Raw genomic sequence first — 25,348 nt, forward strand, 5'->3', positions numbered from 1 at the left:
TAAAAATTAAAATTTCACTCAAGTTAATTAATGTATTGCTGAATAAAAGTTTCCAAACGTTTGAGTTGGAAATTACTAGCAAGCTGGACAATTTGCTGGACAAAAACTCTTAGGCGATCGTCCGATGCAGAAAGTTGTTCAGTCAGTTCTAAAATTTTTTGAATATCGCCATCTTGTACGAGTTCAAGCAACTGTTGTAAAACCTCGTTGGCAGGAGAAATAATCTCATTTTCTTGATCCAAACCACCTGCCTGGTTTTTTTGAATTGCATCTACCTTGCCGTCAAAAATCCATTCTAGGTGCAAAAATTGTCGTAGCATTTCTAGTAGTGTTTCAGCTTCTACAGGCTTTGGTAGAAATGCATCTGCACCTACATCAATACTTTTGTGCTGGTCGGCTGCAAACACACTGGCTGACGAAGCGATGACAGGAATTTCTTTAAATGGTCCAGACTGACGCAAACGATTGATCAACTCAAATCCATCCAATATAGGCATCACTAAGTCAGTGATAATCATGTCTGGTTTCTTGGCTAGAAACTGTACCCATGCCTCCTGACCATTACTAGCTTCTACAACAGTAAACCCAACTGGTTCTAATAAATTTACAATTACCGATCGGTTTTCCCATTTGTCATCCGCAATCAAAATAGTACGCCTTTGTCCTTGATAACCAATAACGGTTCCTTGCTCAACCACTCTAGAAACTTTTGCCCAGTCTTTAGATTCTGGCAATTTTGCCTCAAACCAAAAAGTGCTACCTTTGCCAAATTCACTTTGCACCTGAATTTGACCACCCATCAACAAAATAATTTTTTGGCTGATTGCTAATCCTAAACCTGTACCTTCAGATTGTCGTTTCTGACTTCCTACTTGCTCAAAGGGCTGAAAGATTTTATCGGCTTGTTCAGGGGTTATACCCGTGCCAGTATCTATTACCTGAAAACGAATTTTGTAGTTAGTTTTTCCATTGTCATTTGATTCTTGACCAATCACTTCAACTTTGAAGGTGACACTGCCTTGATGAGTAAATTTCATGGCATTACTAAGCAAGTTAATCAGTACTTGCCGTAAGCGTTTTTCATCAGCATGAATACCCGTTGGTAAATCAGGATCGAGCTCAATATGAAATGCGATGACTTTTTGTTCTGCCTTGATGCGGCAAATTTCGGTCACGCTATCTATAAAGGCAGGCAAGTAGAAATCAACAGGATACAATTCCAACTTCCGAGCTTCTATCTTGGAAAGATCGAGGACATCATTAATTAGAGTTAAAAGATGAGAAGCACATTGATAAATAATGCTGAGTCCTTTGCGTCCTTTTTCACTCAAAGATTCTGTGCGTTGGAGAATTTGTGTATAGCCCAGGATACCGTTAAGAGGTGTGCGTAGTTCATGACTCATATTGGCGAGAAACTCACTCTTGGCTTGGCTGGAGTTTTGAGCGATTTCCTCTGCAATGCGTAGTTCTTTCTCGATGCGCTTGCGCTCGACAATTTCAGTTGAAAGTACTCGATTAATAGCTTCTAACTGGGCAGGGCTAGGTAGTGTGAGAGCTTGAGGCATGAGGTAAAATAACGCAAATGCCGTATATATCGAAATAATGGCAGTTAGAGCTTTTAAACTACCTGCAATCCAATAGTCTGGATGCCAAAGCGTCCAAATATCCATCAAGTGTCCAGTACCGCAGGCAATGATAAAAGCACCAAATAACACAAAGACTCCATTGAAAGGAACGTCTTTACGCTTGGAAATAAAGTAAATCAGTAGGAAGGGAATAGAATAATAGGCTAGAGCGATCGTGGCATCAGAAATAATGTGGAGCGAAACTAATCCAGTTTGCCAGAGATAACAATGTCCGTGGGGAACAAAACCGTTAGAGTGGAAAGGATAGTTGAAAAATGTCGGCATGATACTAGGGGTTGCTAGATTTGAAAGATATATCCAGAACTCTAGTATTCCCAAACAATCAAGTAGAAAAGCGCGATCGCTACTTTTTTATATTAGTTTTCATTATTATGTAGATTACTAGCGTACTAATAAAACGTGAGTTCGACGAATTAAAAAACAGCAGGAGGTAGCGCAGGCAAGTCTTTTGGATAAATATCAAGTGAGGGTTTTTTAGGAAGATAAGTATAAGCAGCCAAACCCGCTATCAAATTGACCAAGAAGTTAAATACACGTTGCGTTGGCGAGAATGTTCTATCTGGCACAGGTTTTTGAGATGGTCATTAACCGACTTGGCGGACTGCACGTTTGCGTAAAAGAATTTTATCAATCAATTTTACCAAACGATTTTTCATGTTCTTATCTACCTACTTAGTATACTTATTTATTAACTTCTTAATTTTTTTTAAGCTTATTTTTTATTTTGCTAAATATTGACAAGTCTTGAAAAATGGGACTGTAGAGATATAGTCTTATTATTTGTTTCATGAAATTACTTTTAAAAACAGATAATAGCGAAATATTAATTGCTTCTTACCTTATGGATTAGTTCGTTTTTTCAAAAATCAAATAGGAATCTATAGCTGTTCTTAACAGTTTAGAAATAGTTATAACTATTTCTAAAAAAATTATTTGGATTTTTCTTTGTTTTGTAGTGTTTAATTAATTCAAGACTTATTGCATCAACAATTAAATTTTTACGGGTATAACAAACTTATGTAATCAGCATTAGCACTTTATTCTTACTTTTTTGTAACAAGAATAATGTATAAGTATATTACCAAAATTTTCGATACTCCATATTAAATTAATGTTTCCCAGAGTATTAAAAAATTATAAAGATATGCTTAGTAAACTATATATTTGCCGACTTAGTTTAACTAAAACTATAGGATATTTCCATAAAAACACGTAGTTTTCCATATAATATCATAAAAACAAAGAGTGAAATGTAAAATTTAGATGAAATTTGGGAAAATACTGTGAATCGAAGTGCGGGAATTACTAAACTTTCAGGGCATTTAACTGTAACAAAAGTATTCCTCAAGTTTTGAGTAACTAGGTTCAGTCAATAAAGTCAGCAGATGTTTGCCTCTATTTTCCACAGACTTTACACATCTTCGTTCTGCAATTTGGAATATGAAAACAAACTCATCTAACTCGCTGTTAATAGTATCAACTGGCCCACTAAAGATTTCAGAGTTGCCTCCCAACTCCGTGGGTACAGGTGATGAATCTATTCATCTTTCTCTAGTAATTCCTACTTATAAAGAGCGTGAAAACATCAAGAATATAGTCAGCATATTGAGTCAATTACTGGATGAATCTATTGCAGGAAACTATGAACTAATAGTGGTAGATGATGATAGCCCAGACCGAACCTGGGAGATAGCACAATCTTTGACGACAGAATACCCTCAGTTGCGGGTAATGCGACGCCAACAGGAACGGGGGCTGTCTTCAGCGGTGATTCGTGGGTGGCAAGCAGCTACAGGGAATGTGTTGGGGGTGATTGATGGAGATTTACAACATCCACCAGAGATACTCATACAACTGTTGCGTAGTATTGAGCAAGGAGCAGATTTGGCAGTAGCTAGCCGTCATGTGGAAGGAGGCGGTGTTAGTAGCTGGAGTGTTGTTAGGCGTTTCTTGTCTCGTGGCGCTCAGTTGTTAGGCTTGGTAATCTTACCGGAAGTACTGGGTAGAGTTTCTGACCCGATGAGTGGTTATTTTATGGTGCGCCGGAGTGCGATCGCAGGTGCAACACTCAATCCAGTCGGATATAAAATTCTCCTAGAAGTAATTGGTCGAGGAAAAGTAGACCAAGTTGCCGAGGTTGGGTATGTATTTTGCGAACGCAAAGAGGGCGAGAGTAAGGTGACATGGAAGCAGTATATAGATTACATCCACCACTTACTGCGATTGCGGCTTTCCACAGGGAAAGTAGGACGATTGCGTAGAAAAGTCAATTTCCCCATCGGTCGATTTGTGCGTTTTGGGTTTGTTGGCTTTAGTGGTGTGTTTGTGGATTTAACGGTGTTTCACTTGCTGCGTACTGTAATTCATTTAGGTTTAACCCGCAGTACGATTCTTTCGGCCGGAGTGGCAATCGTAAATAATTTTCTATGGAATGATATATGGACTTTTAGTGATGTTTCTCAGGGGCAACGTGCTTTGCATCAACGTTTCAAGCGATTCTTGAAGTTCAGTGCGGTCTGTTTGGCAGGAGTTATATTACAAGCTCTAATAATTAATTTTCTCTATAATATCTTGGAAATAAATCAGTATTTAGCTAAGTTGATAGCGATCGCAGTTGCTACCATCTGGAATTTCTGGGTTAACTTGAAACTTAGCTGGCGCGTCACAGACGTGAAATAATCACAACGAGGGATTTGAGATTTAGATTTTTGTTTTTAGATTTTAGAACGAACTTAAATCTCAAACGTCAAATCTACAAATCCATGAGTGTGAGGCCCAGTAATGAGAGTTCTTTTCCAAGGTGCATTTTATTTTTACAAACAAATTATCTCGTTGCTACCTGCATCTGCTATACATTTCCTGCCTCTGGCAGATAAAAACTCCAGTTCACAACGCAAGCATTGGCATAATTGGCAGACTCGTCTTCCTCCTTCCTGGGTTCATCTCTTGCCGATCTTAATGTGGTTGATCGTCGGCATCAGCTTGCGCCTAGTCAACTTGACTGCAAAGCCTCCTTGGACTGATGAGTTTGCCACATTAGTGTTTAGCTTGGGGAATACTTTTTTATCAGTTCCCTTAGATCAAGCGATCACACCTGATATCTTATTACAACCACTGCAACCAAACCCAGCGGCTAGTATTGGTGATGTTATTCATAACTTAGCTACACAAGATAGTCATCCACCACTGTATTTTGTGCTGGCTTACCTGTGGATGAAATTATTTCCTAGCGATGGAGGATTGGTATCGCTGTTTGGTGCGCGATCGCTACCAGCTATATTTGGTGCTGCCTCCATTCCGTGTGTTTACGTATTAAGTAGGGTAGCGTTTCGTTCGTCATTAGTGGGACACTTGACTGCTGCCATGATGGCAGTATCACCTTATGGCGTATTTTTAGCACAAGAAGCGCGTCATTACACTTTGGCAGTCTTATGGGTAATTGGTTCCCTCACCTGCTTAGTAATTGCCACACGCCATATTCAAAACCGCACACCTTTACCTATATGGGTAGCACTTTTATGGATAGGAATTAATGCTTTAGGTATTGCTACTCATTATTTTTTCACCCTCACTCTTTGCACAGAAGTCGTAGTTTTGATTTTTCTTGCTTGGCTTCAATTGCAAACTAGCAGCAAATTTTCTCTCCTCTTCTCTCCTCTCTGGCAGCGCATCTATGCCGTTGCTATAGGTACTTGTGTGGCGGGTTTAATTTGGATACCAACCTTGTTAGAGAACGAAAATCGTGGTGCTTTGACCGAGTGGATTCGAGGTTCGCGCGTTGGACTAGATTGGTTCAGCCCAATTTTTCAAGCTTTAGGAACATTGATTGCAATGATTTCCTTATTACCAGTTGAATCTTCTCAAGCTTTGGTTGTGATTCCTTCTGGATTGGTGATGTTGACTTTCTTTATTTGGGCAGTGCCAATTTTGCTGCGTGGGATCAAAATTCAATTACAGCACCCAGAAAACCGGATTATGATTCAGGTGCTTGCTGGAGTAGTTATCAGTGCGATCGCTTTATTCTTTATCTTTACGTACTTTTTGAGTATTGACCTCACCAGGGGTGCTAGATATAACTTTGTTTACTTTCCCGCGATCGTTGTTTTACTAGGTGCAAGTCTCGCAGTTTGTTGGCATCCTCCTCAGGAATGGATGGAAACAGAGCCAGGGAAAAATGGGATAACAAGCATAGGTAAATGGGGAATAAACGGGAAAAAAGCCGTAATATTAATTTGGTTAATGGGATTTTTCAGTGCAGTTACAGTAATTTGCAATCTCGGCTATCAAAAATATTATCGTCCTGACCTGTTTGTGCAACTAATTCAACAAACATCCCCAACACCAGTACTGATTGCTACCACCCACAAAACTTATGTACACACTGGGGAAATGATGGGAGTTGCCAGGGAGATAAAACTTGCAAATTCACTTCAAAATCCTCTGTTTCTCCTTGCTCATCAAGATCGAGATCCGAATGCTTCTACCATTGCTCTGGAAAATACTTTAAAAAAACTACCACGACCTTTTGACTTGTGGCTGGTAAACTTTCACGCACCCATAGCAGAAACGGTGAAAACATGTGTCATGTCTAATACTCAATCTTTGCCAACCGTAGACGGCTACGAATATGAACTTTATCATTGTCAATAAGCTGGGTAGTGGGGAGTGGGGAGACAAGGGGACAAAAGTAGAACTTGCAATAACTCTTTCCCTTCTCCTTGTTCCCAAGTCCTCTTTCCAATGCCCTGCAAAAGCCTTGTACAAAACTTTTGACTTTTGACTTTTAACTTTTAACTTCCGCCTTGCGGTAATGCATCTTGTGGAAGTTCCTCAAATATCAATATCCATAGCAGACTAGAGAAAGAAAAACAAAATATATCTGACAGGTTTTCAAGTAGCGAAAGCTATAACTAGCTAAGGAGGATTTATGCGTGCAGTATTGATGGCAGGGGGTTCGGGAACGCGGCTTCGCCCGTTAACTTGCGATCTGCCGAAACCGATGGTGCCGATTCTAAATCGGCCAATTGCCGAACATATTATCAATCTCCTTAAACGACATCAAATTACAGAAGTTATTGCGACATTGCATTATTTACCTGATGTCTTGCGAGATTATTTTCAAGATGGCAGCGATTTTGGTGTCCAGATGACCTATGCTGTCGAAGAAGATCAGCCTTTGGGTACAGCTGGCTGTGTGAAAAACATTGCCGAACTTCTTGATGAAACTTTTTTAGTTATTAGCGGTGATAGCATAACAGATTTTGACTTGACGGCAGCGATCGCATATCACAAACAAAAAAAGTCAAAAGCTACTTTGATTTTAACCAGGGTTCCCAATCCGATTGAATTTGGAGTAGTAATTACCGATGAGGAGACACGGATTCGGCGATTTTTAGAAAAACCCTCTAGTAGTGAAATTTTTTCTGATACCGTCAACACTGGTACTTATATTCTCGAACCAGAAGTTTTGGAATATCTGCCAGCAAACGTTGAAACTGACTTTTCCAAAGACTTATTTCCCTTATTACTAGAAAAAGATGAGCCAATGTATGGTTACATTGCTCAAGGTTATTGGTGTGATGTTGGTCACTTAGATGCTTATCGCGAGGCTCAGTATGACGCGTTAGATCGAAAAGTGCAACTAGATTATGCCTACAAAGAAGTTTCTCATGATTTATGGGTAGGCCAAAATACTTATATCGATCATACGGCTGTAATTGAAACTCCAGCAGTGATTGGTGATAATTGCCGCATCGGGGCAAGAGTACAAATTGAGGCAGGAACCGTAATTGGGGATAATGTCACTATTGGCGCTGATGCTAATCTTAAACGTCCCATAGTCTGGAATGGGGCATTCATTGGCGATGAAGCAGCTCTTTCTGCCTGTGTGATTTGCCGTGGCGCTCGTGTAGATCGCCGCGCTCAAGTATTAGAAGCTGCGGTTGTAGGTTCACTTTCTACGGTGGGAGAAGAAGCCCAAATTAGCCCTAGTGTGCGTGTTTGGCCCAGTAAAAAGATTGAGTCAGGGGCAGTTTTAAACATTAACTTGATTTGGGGGAACATCGCTCAACGCAATTTATTTGGGCAACGTGGTGTCCAAGGATTAGCTAATATCGACATCACCCCTGAATTCGCTGTGAAATTGGGATCTGCTTATGGTTCTACTTTAAAACCTGGTTCTAAAGTAACGGTTTCCCGCGACCAGCGTAATATTTCTCGGATGGTGACGCGATCGCTGATTGCTGGTTTAATGTCAGTAGGTGTTGACATTCAAAACCTTGATGCTACAGCTATCCCCATCACCCGCACAGTTATACCCACAATGTCGGTAGCTGGTGGTATCCACGTCCGGGTACACCCTGATCGCCCTGACTACATTCTGATTGAATTTATGGATGCCAAGGGCATTAATATCACCAAAGCCGTGGAAAAGAAAATTGAAGGGGCTTACTTTAAGGAGGATATGCGGCGGGCGCTAATTCATGAAATTGGCGATGTGTCTTACCCCAGCCAAGTGATTGACCGCTACTGCACTGCTTTTGAGAAACTGTTGCATGTTCATACACTCCGCAACAGCCGCGCAAAAGTGGTGATTGACTATGTTTATGCTGTATCGGGGGCAGTTTTACCCCAAATGCTGGATAAATTTGGCGCTGATGCGGTGGTGCTGAACGCCAGTGTCAATAAAACGGCGATGTCGGTAACTGACCGCGAAGGACTGCTGACTCAGTTAGGTCATGTAGTGGAGGCACTGAAAGCTAACTTTGGCGTGCAAGTATCGGCCAATGGAGAACAGCTAATTTTAGTTGATGAATCAGGCTACCCAATTCGTGGGGAAATGTTAACAGCACTGATGGTAGACATGATGTTAACTGCTAACCCCAGAGGAACAGTAGTTGTACCAGTTCATGCTTCCAGTGCTATTGAACAAGTTGCCCGTCGCCATGATGGCAGAGTGATTCGCACTAAAGCCAACCCTACAGCTTTAATGGAAGCTTGCCAGAAGAATCCAAATGTGGTATTAGGAGGTAGTGGAGAGACTGGTTTTATTTTCCCGCAACTGCATCCGGGATTTGATTCCATGTTCTGCATTGCGAAGATAATTGAAATGTTGACCATACAAGAGCGTTCGCTTGCTGCTGCGCGATCAGAATTGCCTCGTGTAATTCACAAAACTTATACAGTCCGTTGCCCGTGGACAGCCAAGGGTGCTTTGATGCGTTACTTAGTCGAAACTCACCCAGCCCAAAACCTAGAACTCATAGATGGAGTGAAAATTTGTCAACCCTACGATGACAGTTGGCTGTTAGTTTTACCAGATGCCAGTGAACCACTGGTGCATTTGTATGCAAATAGCAACGATCGCGAATGGGTAGATGAGACTGTGAGAAACTACCGCACCCGTGTTCAGTCGTTTGTGGAAAGACAACAAGAATATCAACCAGCCGAAGTTTAATTCGTAATTTGTAATTCGTAATTGAATTAATTAATTACGAATTACGAATTATGTTGATAAGGTTCTAAATTATCATTGAGAACATTCTGGTAAATTTTTCTTGGCGTAATTGCAATCAAAATAAATTAAAGCTTCTCTTGTAGAAGCGAATTCTGGAGTTGTCCTATATGGGCTACTTGTTGGACTTGCTTCATATAGTGCTCGCCTCCTTTCACTCTCCTCCACACACGATTATCATTTTCAATAAAACTATTTTAAGTATTTTATAGCCGTAGTCACACAGGCTAGGACATAAGGATGGGGTGAATGCTAGAGTTAGCAATAGTTTTACCTCCTGCCTCCTGCCTCCTGCCCTCTGCCTCCTGCCCTCCTGCCCTCTGCCTCCTGCCTCCTGCCCTCTGCCTCCTGCCTCCTGCTTCCTGCTTCCTGCTATAACTGATTGACAAAATGCGTTTTATTTGAAACTCTCACAGATGATCCTCCTCTGGCTTTTTATTATTTTTCAGCAAGCCCTACTTAGGAAATATCTTTTTACTTCAACCTAATCAGGAAGATTAAGCGATGTCTACGCAAGAGGAAAGGGGGCAAGAATTAGGGAGAATTCCTGCATCTTTCTCCCCTTCTCCTTGATCCCCTACCTCTCTAGTCTGAATTATCAAAAGAATTATCAAAAAGCGTTACAGCTTTGTCCCACACTCAGCACAAAAATTGTGAGTAGGAGCATTCTTAGCATTGCAATGGCTACAATACACTGGCTCGGCTGCCGCTTTCGGTGCTTGCTTCTGTAAGCCGACCATTTGAGCGTTGCTCTTACCAGGAGCTACCATTGGATAGCAGTTTTCGTCTCTGGTGACATGGACATTTAAGATTACTGGCCCTTTGTGTGCCAGCATTTCGGCGATCGCATCTTTTAATTGACTGCGATCGCTGATTATCATGCCCTTAATGCCATAAGCTTTTGCCAATAACTCCACGTCTGGCATCCCTACTTCCATGTCGGAGCATGAGTAACGCTCACCATAGAAGGCTTGCTGCCACTGGCGCACCATCCCTTGCCAGCCGTTGTTGATAATTATTGTCTTGACATTTATTCCATACTGTGCAACTGTTCCTAGTTCCTGTAAACACATTTGGAAACTAGCATCACCACTAATACAGATGACTTCTTCATCAGGAAACGCCACTTTCGCGCCAATTGCCGCAGGTAAGCCAAAACCCATCGTTCCCAAACCAGCGCTAGAAATCCAGCGCCTTGGGCCATTCTTGAGGAATTGTGCTGCCCACATTTGATGTTGTCCGACATCTGTTGTGTAGAAAGCGTGGGGTGCTTGGCTATTAACTTCTACAATTACTTCTTGGGGTGAAATGCTGTCGGAATGCTGCGGCACTATTAGAGGATATTCATCGCGCCAACGGTTAACTAGATTCAGCCATTCTTGGTTTTGATTAGGTGTAGCCTTAATCCCTATTTCTTTACAGCGGCGCAACAAGTCTACTAACACATTCCGCACATCGCCGACGATGGGCACTTCGGGAATACGGTTTTTGCCGACTTCTGCCGGATCGATGTCGATGTGAATAACTTTGGCGCGGGAGGCAAATTCGTCTAACTTGCCTGTAACGCGATCATCAAATCTAGCGCCGACGCAAATCAACAAGTCACAATCACTAACAGCGAAGTTAGCGTAAGCAGTGCCGTGCATCCCCAACATTCCCAAAGCGAGGGGATGATGTTCATCAAAAGCACCGATCCCCATTAAGGTTGTGGTGACAGGGATATCGAATAATTCAGCTAGTTGTTTGACTTCTTCATGGGCACTAGCTGCGATCGCACCACCACCTACATACAATAGCGGACGGCGACTTTCAGTAATCAACTGGATCGCAGCATGAATTTGGCGGGGATTTCCCTTCACCGTGGGACGATAACCGCGTAATTTCACTGAACCTGGTTTTACAGGTACATAGTCAAATTCTTCTAATGCTACATCTTTGGGGACATCAATCAAAACTGGCCCCGGACGCCCAGTACTAGCGATGTGGAAGGCTTCGGCGACAATTCGCGCCATATCTTTGGGATCGCGCACCACATAAGAGTGCTTGACGATTGGTAGGGTAATCCCGTAAATATCAGTTTCTTGAAACGCATCTGTACCAATTGACGGACGTGCTACCTGTCCTGTAACCACAATCATCGGGATTGAATCCATGTAGGCTGTGGCGATGCCTGTCACCAAATTAGTTGCTCCTGGCCCAGAAGTACCAAAGCATACTCCTACTTTACCTGTAGCACGGGCATATCCATCAGCGGCGTGGGCTGCACCTTGCTCGTGTCTCACGAGAATGTGCTTCATAGCACCAGTTGCTTCCACCTTATACAGGTCGTCATAAATTGGTAGAATTGCCCCACCCGGATAACCAAAAATATAATCAACTCCGTGGCGATGAAGGCTGTCAAGCAGAGCAAAACCGCCAGATGCACGTTTGGGTACGACTGGCAAGCTAGAAGTACGAGACTGTTTGTGATTCTCGGTTTGTGGGAGACTAATTTGGGAAAGCGATTCTCCTACGGAGACACTTAGTGAACGCACGGCCAAACCTCAGACTATAGCTAAAATTAATGCTGAATTCTGTAGTTAAGATTTCATTTTAATTGAAAAGTCCAATTAAATTTCAAGAATTTTATATATTAAATATAAAGCTAGATTATTAGCCTACATTAATTAAATTACGTCTTGCAAGACTTTGCGGGTATTTTGCCAAGCCCAAACACCGACAACTACGACAACAACACTCATTGCTACAAGCACAATTCGCAAGCCGAGAGCATCAGTTAAGGGCCCAGTAATGGCCAGAGGTAACGCCAGAGCGATATTAACGGCATGATTTTGAAAGCCAAATACTTTACCGTGCATGGTAGGTGGTGTTTGCTGTTGAATTAAAGTTTGCATAGGGACACCAATTAAGGCAGCACCTACACCTAAAAATGCACAGAGTCCTAGCGCCAGCAACAAGTTGTGCGTAAAAGTGAACACCCCTAAAACTAGTGCCATCATCAAAAATCCAATTAAAGGTAGGGGCTTGCGATGCAATTTCTCACCCCAGTTACCTAAAATTGCCGCACCAAATACCATACCCACCCCTGCTGCTGCCAAGAAAAAGCCAAACTGTTTTTCTTTTAGACCAAACTCCTCGGCTAATCGAATCGTCAGCACCGTTAAGGCTGCAAACACGCAATATAAAGTTGTCAGTTGCAGCATGGCGTTCAATATCAAAGGATTTTTCTTGAGATAGCGCAGGCTCTCAGTGAATTCAGACCAAAGGTGATTTGATACCCGATGTTCCTTTGGTTGTTTGGGTTCTTTAAACTTTATCGGCTGCATAATTGCAGCTGATAATATGTATAGTCCACCAACCACAAACTCTTGGCCGTATTCTTCTCCCATAAAGCTTTTTGCCAAACTTAAAATCGGCTCTCCTATTGCAAAGCCAACAATTAAAGCTCCCATCATCGTGCTGCTAAACAGCGCATTGGCTGCCAACAAATTCTCTCGCTTCACCAATAAGGGAATGGCTGCTTGCTCGGCTGGTGCAAAAAACTGCGTCACTGTGGAAATGCCAAAAGTCAGGATTAACAAAATTAGGAACTGTCGTGGCAATAAGGGAAGACACAGCGTCAATATTCCCCGCACAATATCTGAGCCAACCATAATCAGCTTTTTTGGCAAGCGGTCAACGAAGATACCACCGGCAGAGCCGAACAAAATTGCTGGGATCGTAAACGACAGCATCAAGGTTGAGTACATCGAGTTTCGTGCCAACCCTGGAAGCGGTGGGTAGTTCTCCAGTAGAGCAATCAGCAAAACGAAGAAGACCTTATCTGCTAACTGGGACAGCAGTTGCCCAATCCACAGGAGCATAAAACCACGGTTTTTTAGTAGTGCGCCAAAGCCGTTATTAACAGCAGCAGGTTCAGTTGGAAACATTAGATACTTTCTTTAGGTAGATGGGGCATGAGGTATGGGGCATGGGGCATAGGGCATGGGGCATGGGGGATAATTTTTCTTGACTATCTCCTGTCACCTGTAACCTTTTGCCTTCATCACTCCTAACTCCTCACTTTTAACTCCCGTTTACTTACTTCATTGTCCGGATTAATTTGCTTCATAGCGTTTTAACAGCATAAGCAAAAATTCAGCTGCTGTCAGACGACCTTTGGGTGGAATAATCTCAATGGACGAATCTACCCAACAGCCTTGTACAGTTTGGGGAGATTTCCAAATGGACAAATGATCCACTGCTGGCTCTGCATAAAAGTTATTTTGCCCACTACCTAGCAAACATGAACTCCAATGGGTGAAATAATCATGACTCATCCGATGAATAGGAAAATTTCCCTGTAGTGGTACTCCCCATCCATCTATAGCAATAAACGCTTTCACACGACCACCTAAGAGTTGCCACAAATGTGCTGCCCCTATTGCCCCAACTACGCCAGCACTAAAGCTAATGAATATAATTGGTGATTCTAGAGAGTCGATTAAGCGATACCTGCAATGAGCTACGCTAAGGCGCAAAAACTGCAAAATATGCAAGGCTGATAAAACTAAAACATCTCTTCCCGGATAAACCAGTATATTTGCGGTATTAGGAGCGATCGCGCTATTACCGACTAAATCTAACAATTCTACTCTAAAGCTTTCAGTTAACTCTGGCTGATGAATTCCAGGGCAAACAATTATATTCATTTCTAACATTACCTTTGATTTTTTTACTCTTCCGATATACAGAGCTTTTTCAAAAATCAAGTAATAATCTTATATATTACCTTATTTTTACTGAAAAGATTATAGCCTTTTCACAGCTTTTTCCGAAAGAATACTATTTAAAAAAATAATAATTTAGATTATAAATAATCTTAAGATTAACTTAATCAGTCAAATGTTTATTTTTATCATTAGCTTTGTAATTTTAGTCTTAATTATTTTTGTTCTTATATATAATAGTTTAATCCAAAAAAAGAATCAAGTTAGTAATGCATTTTCTACTGTTGATGTAATTCTGCAAAAAAGAAGTGATTTAATACCTAGACTTGTTACCTTAGCTCAAATATATATGCAATTTGAGCAAAAAACATTGATAGAAATTAGCAGACTTAGAAGTAAAGCAACCTCAAAGAGTTTAAGCGACAATAGCCGAGTTGCTGTAGAAGACCAAATTTCGAGAATATTAAGCCAAATTATAATAGTATTTGAAGCATATCCTGAATTAAAAACAAACGACCATTTTATCAAATTACAATATTCCTTAAGTGAAGTAGAAGAACAACTTTCTGCCGCTAGAAGATTTTATAACTCTGCCGTAACTGAATATAATAACGCTGTAGAAATGTTTCCAACAAATATTATAGCTTCGTGGATGAAATATCAATTAAAATTACAGTTTCAAGCTAATTTACAAGCAAAAAACAACGTAAATATTAAAATAAATCATAAGTAAACTTAAAAAAATATGTCAAAATCAAATTCTGCACAAAATCAGGAATTATTAAATGGAATAGCTAAACTATTAGAATACAAAAATTACAATTTAGCACTTCAGGGCTTAGAAAAGTTTTTTCAAAATAATACAGAACATAATACAAAAGAGTATTTATACGCACAAGTATTACTTTTAGACGCATATCTCTACAATGGACGCTTTGATAAAGCAACTAACTTATGCCAAGAATTGAGCAACAGTAAACATCAAACAACTCAGATATTGGCACAATATTATTTTGCCGAAATATTTCCAGAAGCTAAACCTACAGCACAAAAATCATCAATAAATTCAACTAAAAGTTCACTTACTCCTGCACAAGCAACTGAACTGATAAACACTGGATATGAAGCTATTACTAAAAAACGTTATCAAAAAGCAATCCAAGCATTAAAGATTTTTTGTCAAGCTGCTTCTCCAGCTACGAAACACTATTTGCTAGCACATAAATGGCTGGTAAAAGCATATCAAGAAAACGGGCAAATTAATCAAGCGATCGCTCTTTGTCAGCAACTCCTGATTAATGAAGACGAAGCAACGAGAAAATGGGCAAAGCAACTTTTATTTACAGACCTATTTACAAATAATATTGATGTATCTGCAACTTCCCAAAACCCCATTGCATCAGAAGTTAAGCTACAACCACCAAGCGAAACCTTGTCAGAAGAACCCGAACCAGCTATTGAAAAATTTACACCAAAAACATTAAAAGAATTCAAAGTATTTTGTCAAAAGAATTTGTTGAACGAATTAAAAGTATTTGAATCTCGTAGGAAACAAGTTTTATTATCTATTTTTACTGCTCATTTAGTTTTTTTATTTGTTGCAATTGTCTTAGTTAGGCTGTTTCCAGTTATATCTTATCTTCTTAAAGTTTCTAATGAAAATAGTTTGTTTTTTGAAGTTAAATCTAAAACAATAATAGCAATACCATTTCTATTTATATTTTTCTTCTTTAGCTATTTGTTAGGTTTTTTATTCATTTTTTGGATTTGGATAACTTTTTATAGCGCAGCATTTGAAACATTTTCTAGCCCATATAAATTAAAAATACCCGAAAAAATATTTACTTTTATTGATGAAAAACGAAGATTAAAGTATATATATCATTCTTCAGTCAGAGATATCAAAAATATTACAGATAGCTTTAATCACAGCCAGTTGTTTCAAGGAATCATAAAATCAAATAATATTATACAAAATGATTATATTTATGGCAGAGTTCATGGTGTTGATATCCACTTTTCTAATATTCGCGCAGAATCAGAATTGAAACACTCTCGGACAAATCCTTTAGATATTCCATCAGTTACTATTTTGCAAAAAGACACAATTTACTTAAATTGGTATAGGTTGTATCATCTTACTATTATTCCACCATTTATATCTTATTCATTTTTTTTAGTTATTAGATTATTAAAGATAATTCCATATATATTTGGTAGTGTTTTGCAAGGTAAAAATGTTGAATATGAAAAATTTGAAGGTGAAGTTTTTAAAAATCAATTTACCCGTGCAAGTGTAGTATTTAAAGGATTATTTTTTAAAGCTAAGTTTCACAAAAGTCTGCAAACTGTTACAATTGTTCAACCAAAAGTTATCAACGCTAATATTCATGCTCTTAATCATGCTAAAAAACAGCTAATTAAATTAGAAGATCCAGAATTTGCTAAATTTTTCACTATTTATGGTGATGACCAAATAGAAGCACGCTATGTCTTATCTACTAGTTTAATGGATAAAATAGTTAACTTTCGCAAGAAAACCAATAGAAATATTTATATTTCCTTTGTTGATGACATGATATACATAGCCATTGAAGAAGCAATAGAAAATAATATATTTGACCCTAATCTATATAAAAGTGTGTTAAGCTTTGCGCCTTTAAGAGAATATTTTGAGACTCTCAACTTGATGTTGGGAATTGTTGAAGACTTAAATCTGGATAAACGCATTTGACAAAAACCTGCACCAAATTAATTTCACTGAAAACGCGGCTTTTTGGCATCTTAAACACTTTCGCTATTCCAGCAATATAGCAGATGCCGCATTGGTTCAATGCCTAATGCCCAATGCCCTACGTAAGTTTTGTATGTCTTTTGATGTATTATCTTGATTTCCCCACCTATCCTATCCCCCTGGATGGGATAATAAGTTACTAGTGGGGAAATGTACAAACTATTCCCTGACTTTATATTTCTCTGCACTCTGGTTATATTGAGGAACTAATTGTGGTTGCCACGCCGGAAAAAGTACAACACACCCACGAGCATCTATCAGGTAAAGACCGTGTAGCCGTATTGCTTATGGGCTACGGCGAAGTCGAAAGCTACGAAGATTTCGCCAACTATAACGAACAGGCTTTAAATCTACTGACAGCAAAATTCGCACCAGTACCAACCTGGATTTATCCCCCTTTGGCAAAGCTTTTGGCGCTATTTGACCGCCACGAGTGGGGACACACACATCACGATTTTATTTCCCCACACAACGCCATTTTTGAGCAGCAACGGGCTGGGATTGAGAAGAATTTACAAGAAAAATGGGGCGAGAATGTCCAAGTTTTCAAGGCTTTTAACTTCTGCGCTCCTTTTCTACCTAATCAAGTCTTGGCAGAAATCAAAAACCAAGGCTTCGAGAAGCTGCTAATTTATCCACTGCTAGTTGTTGATTCTATCTTTACTAGTGGGATTGCGATCGAGCAAGTTAACAATGCTCTGGTTGAATTGACTGATGGTGGAGAACACTGGGTTAAAGCACAGCGCTACATTCCTTCTTTCTTCAACGAACCAGCGTATATCGATTTAATGGCTCATCTGGTTGAAGAAAAAATTACTGCTGATTTAGCCGCAGCTTACCTACCTTCTCAAATCGGCATTGTGCTAATGAATCACGGCTGTCCCCACAAAGCGAAAGGATTTACTTCTGGGATTACCGAAAGTCAAGCGCTGTACGATTTGGTTCGGGATAAGTTGATTAACCGCTTTCCCTTAATCTCCGTGGGTTGGCTCAATCATGATACGCCCTTAATTGATTGGACACAGCCAAACGCCGAGCAAGCCGCAAATAACCTGATTCAATTAGGTGCAAAAGTGGTAATTTTTATGCCAATTGGCTTTGCCACAGAAAACCACGAAACTTTATTGGATGTACACCATATCATCCATGCTTTGGAAAAACAGCATCCTGGTACGAACTACGTGCAAATGGCTTGTGTCAACGACCATCCAGAATTTTTGGCTATGGCAGCCCAATGGGCTGATAGTCATATTGCACAGCTGTTGTCAGACCAAACTTTGGCAGTTAATCCTCAACTAGCTGGGCATCATCACCACCATCATTAAGTTTTGTAGAGTAGGCAAAGCTTTGCCCACCTTACATTTATGGTGTATTCAGTTGATTAAACTCAGCGAGACTGTCACCAATCCTGCTGGTCTTCAAAACCGTGCTTGAACTTTTCAGTTCACACGGCTCCTCAACATCTTGGTACTTGTCATGTATACCCTACAAAACCGCAGACTGGTAATCGTTTGCGGTTTTTATATAGTGGCAGTGCCGATGAAGAAGCTGGAGGTTGATGTACGACAAAAACCTTTGTTCACATTGCGATGATTCGTCTGATGCTCAAACAACTTGCGTGATTAAAATCACCCATTAAAAACTTTTCAGACATCCTCTGAGGTGAAGTAGAAGAAATTTTACAAAAAAATATTTCATGGTCACGAAGTCCGTAGGTTGCCATTATCCCATAAGCCCATTGCCATGAGAGGGAGTTATCGAAAAGCGATCGCACTTGGATTATCTGCTCATCGCTTGGGATATTTCGTGGCTTAGTTTGGGAGTTACCATAGTTGCCAATGTAAGGCTTGAGATTGACCTTTATTCCTGCAAGTTCAGCCAATAGCTGTAATTTTTCGCAAGTCCGTTTGCGGCTGCGACTATTAGCAGGAGTTGATGTGGCAGGGGCGATGAGTGAAGTACTAGTCATACCAATTTGAAAAAAGAATGCGACAAATACATACGGACATACCTTTGTTCTGTCTGGCTTTCTTAATGCATGAATTTTGTTAGCGCAGCGTTAGCGAGTCCGCGTTCGCTTTTAGCGTCTCGTAGAGAGCGTCATTTTGAATTTTGAATTGGTATCACTTCCCCCTTGAGGTTTTTGAAGGTCGCATCATAATCATTTCTCCAAGTAAATTGGGTAGTCGGTGTGTCGCCCTTCTGAGCAAAGTAATTAGCACGGAGTTTCTCTATCCACTCTCCCCAATCCCCACTTGCCCTGAGCGCAGTCGTTCGCGTAGTGTCCCGCAGGGAAGGGATACCCAATTTTTCTTGTTCTGGAGCAAGATATCGGCTCCAATCAGACTATTAATATTACCCTATATCGTGGTGGCAAGATTATGCTGCCAACTAAAAAAGCCGCCAAGTAGCGACTTTTGGTGAATGGGCAGTACCAGACTCGAACTGATGACATCCTGCTTGTAAGGCAGGCGCTCTACCAACTGAGCTAACCGCCCGTTTGACTAATTCTTAATTAATATAGCAAAACATTTCGCATTGCGCCAAAAGTTTTAAGAAAATCTTTTTTTCTCTTATACTGACTCAGTATTCAGTTACTCACAATTTAGGATGCCCTCTGGTCGGACGCACGATCGCATTACTATGTATGCTCTGCCGTTCGTGGCGGGCGTTACTTTCTGGCAGACTCGCAGTAGCAATGCGACTTTGTTGGTTGCAGGCGGGTTTCTGTTTGGCGGACTGATGTTTGGCCCTGATTTGGATATTTACTCTGTGCAATTCCAACGCTGGGGTTTCTTGCGCTGGATTTGGCTACCTTATCAAAAAAGTCTCCGCCATCGTTCTTTTTTATCCCACGGGCCGATTATCGGCACGATTCTGCGGATACTTTATCTGGGGTGTTTGCTTGCAATTTTGGCAATTTTCGTTTTGGTAATTGCCCAAAGGTTGTGGAATCTGAGTTTTAGTTGGCAGGATTTGGGTGGAACTGTGGGGCGATCGCTCATGCAATACGATACTGAATATATCGCTCTGTTTTTGGGGTTGGAACTCGGTGCAATGAGTCATTCTCTCAGCGATTGGGGCGGTTCGGCATACAAGCGCTTTCAAAAACAGGGAGTTCGAGGGTTGCTTCCTAGTGGCAAAATTAAGAAGCGGAAAGTTACAAATCGCGGTAATCGTCGAGCTACAGTTACCAGAAAGAGCAACGGTAGAACGACAAAGGACAAATGACAAATGACAAATGACAAAGTTGAGACTTTGGGGGCGTTGCAAGAATTAATTGAGGTGGTGGCGAAGTTGCGATCGCCTGATGGTGGTTGTCCTTGGGATTTGGCTCAAACTGCCGAAACGCTGACTCCATTCGTGATTGAGGAAGCTTATGAGGTGGTGGACGCGATAAAGAGTGGGGATAAGAGTGCGATCGCCGAGGAGTTAGGCGATTTATTATTACAAGTAGTATTACAAGCCCAAATCGCTAGTGAATCTGGGCAATTTTCTCTCAAAGAAATCACTCAGGGGATTTCCCAAAAGTTGATTCGCCGTCATCCTCATGTGTTTGGTGATGTGTCAGTGACCAGTGTGGATGAGGTGCGGCAAAATTGGGAACAAATCAAAGCTGCGGAAAAGGGCGAAGCATCTCCAGACGTGCAAAAATTTAGTGCTAAACTCGCTCGTTATGGACGTACTCTTCCCCCACTGACGGCGGCAATGAAGATTTCTCAAAAGGCTGCGGCAATTGGTTTTGAATGGGAAAATATTCAGGGTGTCTGGGATAAGTTTCATGAGGAGTTGGGAGAGTTTCAGCAGGCTTTAGCTGAGGAAACACCCGAACGACAACAAGCAGAATTAGGCGATTTACTATTTGCAGTTATTCAGCTAGCGCGTTGGCATAATCTTGACCCCAGCACCGCTTTGCAAGGCACAAATCAGCGCTTTGTCCGGCGATTAGAAAAAATGGAGGCAGTTGTTGACCGTCCTCTTTCTGATTACAGTTTGAATGAGCTAGAAACTCTCTGGCAACAGGCAAAAGCTCAACTTGCTCAAGAAGGGAGTGGGGAGTAGAGAGTAGGAAGTGGGGCTTCAAATTGGTATTATAACTTAAAGCTTCAGGCTCAAAGATGCAACTTTCAGGCTTAAAGGTGCAACCTTCAGGCTCAAAGATGCAACTTTCAGGCTTAAAGGTGCAACCTTCAGGTTCAAAGGCTCAACCTTCAGGTTCAAAGGTGCAATCTTCAGGCTCAAAGGCTCAACCTTCAGGCTCAAAGGTGCAACTTTCAGGTTCAAAGGCTCGACCTTCAGGTTCAAAGGCTCAACCTTCAGGTTCAAAGGTGCAACCTTCAGGTTCAAAGGCTCAACCTTCAGGTTCAAAGGCTCAAGCTCCCCAATTTCTACTCCTCATTATCCATTCCCTTCTTCAAGATTTTTTAGCATCAAACCACTTATCATATAGCGATTGATAAGTGCCATTTTCTTTGAGACTCAGCAGAGCTTTATTAATTGGTTTGCGGTAGGGACTGTTATTGGGCAGGATGATGCCGTAGCTTTCTTCACGCAAGATACTGCCAACAATCTCTACCTTCCCTTTGCCTTCATTGGCAGCATAGAAGAGGAGTACAGGCGCATCAAACACCACAGCATCAGCTTTTTTTGTTTGCAGAGCATTGTAAGCTTGCTCAATATTGGGGACTTCTAGAATTGAAATCTTATGTTCTCGCAAGTATGTGGCGGCTGTGCTACCCGCAGTTGTAGCCACTATCTTGCCGGGTAAATCGTCTATGCTCCTGATATCACCTTGAAGTTGTTGCACTGTTAATGAGGTAGTCACGCTGGCTGTAAAGTAAGCAACAAAAAGTACTCCAATGAACATCCAGATAATACCTACTAAGCGTCCCATTACTCCCTTGGGCATTTCGTCAGCTTGGGTTGCTAATGTGGCTGCTGCCCACCAACAGGCTTTAAAAATTCCAGGAAAGTATGATTTAGGAATCATCCCATTTTTGTGATGACGTTCAGATAACCAAATAATATGGGCTGCTACCACAATTAGTAGCAGAGCAATGCCTATTACCTGCAAAAGACTAGTAGAGAAAAATAATTGTAAAAGATTTGGGAAGGCATTTTTGGTGTTCTCTGCGTTTCTCACCATAATTTGCAGCCCCCCAGCAAAAATAGGTAATGAAAAATCAAAATTCTGTTCGCGTTCGGCTGTAATCGAGATAGCTGCAATTCCCAAGTTGGCTTTGCTTTCCTTAATAGCAGAAAGCAGTTGCGGCACAGAGGAATATTCAATAAATTTAAACTCTACACTTATTTGGTTAGCGATGCTGCGCCAGAGGTCGATACTGAATCCCGATAGCTCACCTTTGTCTGGTATCACAAAGGGCGGTATAACTCGTGTAGCTACTAATAACGGTTGTTGGAATTGTGGTTTTTGCGCTATTCCTGGGGACGCGATTAATAACAATACCAGAATTCCACTTACTAATCCTATGCAGGTATACAGTGCTAAGGAACGCTTGATTTTGTTTTTTGAGTCATATCTGCCAATCGGGCTTTTTCTCTCAGCCATCAGCTGGCAAAATCTACTAGCGATCGCATTTATCATCAGAATTTTCTTAGGGTTGTGTGCATAATCTATTTATCATGCCTACGTTGTATCAAATATCATGTTGGTTATCCTCATCAAACCAATTTTTTTCAGATTTTAGGAGGACTGAGAACTAGAAAGATAGATTACCTCGCCTGTAGTAGAGTTGATTGTTTCAAATTGGCGTAGGCGTAGCCCTTCGTAGACATCGCTTACACTACTTACCCACTCATTCTTAATCAGCAACTTGGTTGTACCAATTTTGACTTATTCTTCTGGTACTGCTGTTGTAACCATCAGATGCTCCTTAAGCTATAAAAATATTTGCTTAAATCTATTTATATGTTTATTGCTATACAATACTCTAGGTGGATTTCTTGATGAATTCTTTATTTTTAAAATATAGAGTGTCAGAGGTCGAGATGACTATATTATGTTCTAATTCACTTTGTAGAACTCAGGTTGTCAAGGCAAAGCTCTATTTTTTGAGCAATAGTTTTGAGATGGGCCTTTGAGGTACATTTGGTTTATATAGCATTTTGCATCTATCTAAATGAAGGAAGTTCATCCTTTACCCCCCTTAATCCCCCCTTGTAAAGGGGGGAGACCGGAAATCTAGTTCCCTCCCCTTTGCAAGGGGAGGGTTAGGGAGGGGTATTTTTGTACTTGATTAACTTGCAATCTGCTGTAATTGGCGATACTTTATCTAACATACACTTTTTAATCTTTGCAAAGTGTGAGCAACATGGATGTAGACGATTTCAGTCAACAAATAGAGATATTGCGCTCACGCCTAACGGGATTAGTGCAAAAGAGTGCAAGTGAGCCTCCTTCACAGCAAGAGCTGACATCAGAAGCTTTTGAAGAACTTCAAATCACTTTAGAAGAACTAGAAATTGCCTTTGAGGAACTACAAGCAACACGAATCGCAGTAGAGAAGGAGCGCCAGCGCTACCAAGAATTATTTGATTTTGCACCTGATGGTTACTTGGTAACTGATACATCCGGCATTATCCTGGAAGCTAATCGTGCTGCTAGCATACATCTCAATGTTTTACAGCGATTTTTGGTTGGTAAACCGCTGCTTACTTTCATCGCTCAGTCAGATCATCAAGCTTTTTTTAATTACCTAACTCAGTTGCAGCAGCTCGACCGAGGCGGGGAATGGGAAGTGTGTTTACAACCACGAGAAAAAATCTGTTTTGATGTAGCTTTGACAGTAGTTACCGTCCGTAACGAAAAAAATCAGCCAGTTGCTCTGCGCTGGCTAATGCGTGACATTAGCCAGCGTAAGCATTTGGAGTTGCAGCGCCAGCAGTTATTTGACATTGAGCAAGCCGCCCGAATTGCAGCCGAAACAGCAGAGAAGCGCTCTAATTTTTTAGCTGAAGCAAGTCGTGTATTGGCATCTTCCTTGGATTATCGCACTACCCTAAAAAGCGTCGCGCAATTAGCAGTGCCTACTCTTGCCGATTGGTGTATTGTGGATGTGATCGAAAATAATTTGGCAGTCTTCACTAACCCAGTTATTGCCGCATCAGAACCAGCAAAGGAAGCACTGATCCGAGAACTCCAAGAACGCTATCCAATTCCTGTTGATGCTGATTATGGCCCAGCGAAAGTTTTACGGACTGGTAAGCCGGAACTGGTTACAAACATTCTTGAATCTTCATTACAGAAAAATTCCTCGTCCAAGGAACACTTCAGTCTGCTGCGCCGACTCGAAGTTAAGTCTCAGATGGTAGTCCCACTGTCAGTACGCGAACACAAGCTGGGGACAATTTTATTTGCGTCTGCACAACCAGAACGCTATTACATTGCTGTAGACCTAGAAATGGCTAAAGAACTTGCTCAACGAGCAGCATTCGCCATTGAAAATGCCCAGCTTTATCAGCAAGCCCAAGAAGCTAACCGCATCAAGGAAGAGTTTTTAGCGATCGTTTCCCACGAACTTCGTACACCCCTCAATTCTATACTGGGTTGGATTCAACTAATACGTACTCGAAAATTGGACGAAGCAAATACTTCTAAGGCATTGGAGACAATCGACCGGAATGCCAAACTTCAAAGAAAACTGATTGAAGATATCCTGGATATCTCGCGGATTGTACAAAGTCAAATTCGCCTAAATATTCGTAAAATTGACCTTGTGCCTATAATTCAGGCGGCAATTGAAGCTGTACATCCCACCTCTGAAATTAAGAATATTCAAGTTGAATATCATCTTGATTCCTCAGTTGGTCAAGTTATGGGTGATGCAGAACGCCTGCAACAAGTAGTCTGGAATTTGCTCTCTAATGCCGTCAAGTTCACACCTAACGGAGGGCGAGTTCAAGTATATTTAGAACAGGTAAACTCAAATGTTCAGATAACCGTCTCTGACACAGGTAAGGGAATTAGTGCTGACTTTCTACCTTATGTCTTTGAACGCTTCCGTCAAGCTGATAGCACAACTACTAGAACAGACAATGGTTTGGGGTTGGGGCTAGCAATTGTCTATCACTTAGTAGAAATGCACTCAGGTACAGTCTATGCAGTTAGCGAAGGGGAAGGACAGGGAGCAACATTTACAGTGTTGTTACCTCTAGTAGAACCGCAACCAGAGCTTTTAATTAAAAAGAGTGAAGTAAAAGTCGATAAATCAATACTCAACGGCTTGCAAATACTCGTTGTCGATGACAATACCGATACGCAGGAGTTAATTAGCTTTGTTCTTGAAGAGTCGGGAGCGCAGGTGACAGCGGTTAGCTCAGTAGGTAAAGCCTTAGAATCGCTCGAACGATTAAAACCAGATGTTCTAGTCAGTGATATTGGAATGCCAGGTGAGGATGGTTATTCTCTGATTCGGAAAGTGCGAGCGCAGGAAGCAGAGCAAGAGAAGAAGATTCTAGCTGTAGCACTAACGGCATTTGCTAGAGATGAAGAACACAGGCTCGCTCTGCAAGCTGGATTCCAAGTTCATGTATCCAAGCCAATTGAGCCAGAAGAGTTGGTGAATGTGGTAGCGAACCTTACCAAAGGTAGCAAACAAGTTTAATACCCAATTAAGCTTTTGGTAGCAAATGCGTTGGCGTAGCCCACCGCAGGCATCGCCGATAT

The 25,348-nt window shown here is 41.1% G+C and carries 17 protein-coding genes, 1 tRNA gene and 1 pseudogene; 10 read left to right on the forward strand and 9 right to left on the reverse strand.

The annotated features are described in order from the left end of the window. Positions 1-23: 23 nt before the first annotated feature. Entirely contained in the window at positions 24-1,910 is a 1,887-nt protein-coding gene (locus V7K56_RS28715) for an ATP-binding protein (RefSeq protein ID WP_334916087.1), read from the reverse strand. A 149-nt stretch (positions 1,911-2,059) separates the two neighbouring features. Further along, positions 2,060-2,305, reverse strand: a pseudogene (locus V7K56_RS28720) (transposase); the annotation flags it as partial. Positions 2,306-3,086: 781 nt separating this feature from the next. On the opposite strand from V7K56_RS28720, the gene V7K56_RS28725 reads away from it, so the two are divergent. The 3 genes from V7K56_RS28725 to V7K56_RS28735 all read left to right on the forward strand — a co-directional run bounded on the left by V7K56_RS28725 (position 3,087) and on the right by V7K56_RS28735 (position 9,102). Further along, positions 3,087-4,325 carry a glycosyltransferase gene (locus tag V7K56_RS28725; RefSeq protein WP_334916089.1) on the forward strand — a complete coding sequence of 413 codons (1,239 nt, stop codon included), beginning with the start codon at positions 3,087-3,089 and terminating at the stop codon, positions 4,323-4,325. Between the two features lie 102 nt (positions 4,326-4,427). Continuing rightward, positions 4,428-6,296, forward strand: coding sequence for a glycosyltransferase family 39 protein (locus V7K56_RS28730; RefSeq protein WP_442940211.1), 1,869 nt, complete (start codon positions 4,428-4,430; stop codon positions 6,294-6,296). A gap of 277 nt (positions 6,297-6,573) precedes the next feature. Next, on the forward strand, positions 6,574-9,102 hold the full coding sequence (locus V7K56_RS28735) for a mannose-1-phosphate guanyltransferase (RefSeq protein WP_334916091.1): 2,529 nt from the start codon (positions 6,574-6,576) through the stop codon (positions 9,100-9,102). A 677-nt stretch (positions 9,103-9,779) separates the two neighbouring features. On the opposite strand, the gene ilvB is transcribed toward V7K56_RS28735, so the two are convergent. The 3 genes from ilvB to V7K56_RS28750 form a co-directional block, all read right to left on the reverse strand. After that, positions 9,780-11,693, reverse strand: coding sequence for a biosynthetic-type acetolactate synthase large subunit (gene ilvB, locus V7K56_RS28740; protein ID WP_334916094.1), 1,914 nt, complete (start codon positions 11,691-11,693; stop codon positions 9,780-9,782). Between the two features lie 132 nt (positions 11,694-11,825). Further along, entirely contained in the window at positions 11,826-13,088 is a 1,263-nt protein-coding gene (locus tag V7K56_RS28745; RefSeq protein ID WP_334916096.1) for an MFS transporter, read from the reverse strand. A gap of 168 nt (positions 13,089-13,256) precedes the next feature. After that, positions 13,257-13,850 (reverse strand): hypothetical protein, encoded by a 594-nt coding sequence (locus V7K56_RS28750; protein ID WP_334916098.1) that lies wholly within the window; start codon positions 13,848-13,850, stop codon positions 13,257-13,259. 193 nt (positions 13,851-14,043) lie between these two features. Here V7K56_RS28750 and V7K56_RS28755 point away from each other — a divergent pair, with 193 nt between their 5' ends. The 4 genes from V7K56_RS28755 to V7K56_RS28770 all read left to right on the forward strand — a co-directional run bounded on the left by V7K56_RS28755 (position 14,044) and on the right by V7K56_RS28770 (position 18,221). Beyond that, positions 14,044-14,601, forward strand: a complete 558-nt coding sequence (locus V7K56_RS28755; protein ID WP_334916100.1) for a LemA family protein — start codon at positions 14,044-14,046, stop codon at positions 14,599-14,601. A gap of 12 nt (positions 14,602-14,613) precedes the next feature. Then, positions 14,614-16,602: a DUF3137 domain-containing protein gene (locus V7K56_RS28760; protein ID WP_334916102.1), complete on the forward strand. Its 1,989-nt coding sequence runs from the start codon at positions 14,614-14,616 to the stop codon at positions 16,600-16,602. 272 nt (positions 16,603-16,874) lie between these two features. Then, entirely contained in the window at positions 16,875-17,987 is a 1,113-nt protein-coding gene (locus V7K56_RS28765; protein WP_334916104.1) for a ferrochelatase, read from the forward strand. 105 nt (positions 17,988-18,092) lie between these two features. Continuing rightward, on the forward strand, positions 18,093-18,221 hold the full coding sequence (locus tag V7K56_RS28770; RefSeq protein WP_334916106.1) for a hypothetical protein: 129 nt from the start codon (positions 18,093-18,095) through the stop codon (positions 18,219-18,221). A gap of 20 nt (positions 18,222-18,241) precedes the next feature. Here V7K56_RS28770 and V7K56_RS28775 read toward each other — a convergent pair whose 3' ends face one another. Further along, positions 18,242-18,631, reverse strand: coding sequence for a hypothetical protein (locus V7K56_RS28775; RefSeq protein ID WP_334916108.1), 390 nt, complete (start codon positions 18,629-18,631; stop codon positions 18,242-18,244). 456 nt (positions 18,632-19,087) lie between these two features. Next, positions 19,088-19,160, reverse strand: a tRNA-Val gene (locus V7K56_RS28780). Positions 19,161-19,272: 112 nt separating this feature from the next. Here V7K56_RS28780 and V7K56_RS28785 point away from each other — a divergent pair. Together V7K56_RS28785 and mazG are read left to right on the forward strand one after the other, a co-directional pair. Then, positions 19,273-19,893: a metal-binding protein gene (locus tag V7K56_RS28785; RefSeq protein ID WP_334916110.1), complete on the forward strand. Its 621-nt coding sequence runs from the start codon at positions 19,273-19,275 to the stop codon at positions 19,891-19,893. A 3-nt stretch (positions 19,894-19,896) separates the two neighbouring features. Beyond that, entirely contained in the window at positions 19,897-20,724 is an 828-nt protein-coding gene (mazG, locus tag V7K56_RS28790) for a nucleoside triphosphate pyrophosphohydrolase (RefSeq protein ID WP_334916112.1), read from the forward strand. 36 nt (positions 20,725-20,760) lie between these two features. Here mazG and V7K56_RS28795 read toward each other — a convergent pair whose 3' ends face one another. Together V7K56_RS28795 and V7K56_RS28800 are read right to left on the reverse strand one after the other, a co-directional pair. Beyond that, positions 20,761-21,030 carry a hypothetical protein gene (locus tag V7K56_RS28795; RefSeq protein ID WP_334916114.1) on the reverse strand — a complete coding sequence of 90 codons (270 nt, stop codon included), beginning with the start codon at positions 21,028-21,030 and terminating at the stop codon, positions 20,761-20,763. Between the two features lie 46 nt (positions 21,031-21,076). After that, positions 21,077-22,267 carry a transporter substrate-binding domain-containing protein gene (locus tag V7K56_RS28800; RefSeq protein ID WP_334916116.1) on the reverse strand — a complete coding sequence of 397 codons (1,191 nt, stop codon included), beginning with the start codon at positions 22,265-22,267 and terminating at the stop codon, positions 21,077-21,079. A gap of 727 nt (positions 22,268-22,994) precedes the next feature. Between V7K56_RS28800 and V7K56_RS28805 the strand changes: the two genes are divergently transcribed. Further along, positions 22,995-25,286: a PAS domain-containing hybrid sensor histidine kinase/response regulator gene (locus V7K56_RS28805; protein ID WP_334916118.1), complete on the forward strand. Its 2,292-nt coding sequence runs from the start codon at positions 22,995-22,997 to the stop codon at positions 25,284-25,286. The last annotated feature ends 62 nt before the right edge of the window (positions 25,287-25,348 follow it).

This window comes from Nostoc sp. (assembly GCF_036917535.1).
Lineage (GTDB): Bacteria > Cyanobacteriota > Cyanobacteriia > Cyanobacteriales > Nostocaceae > Nostoc.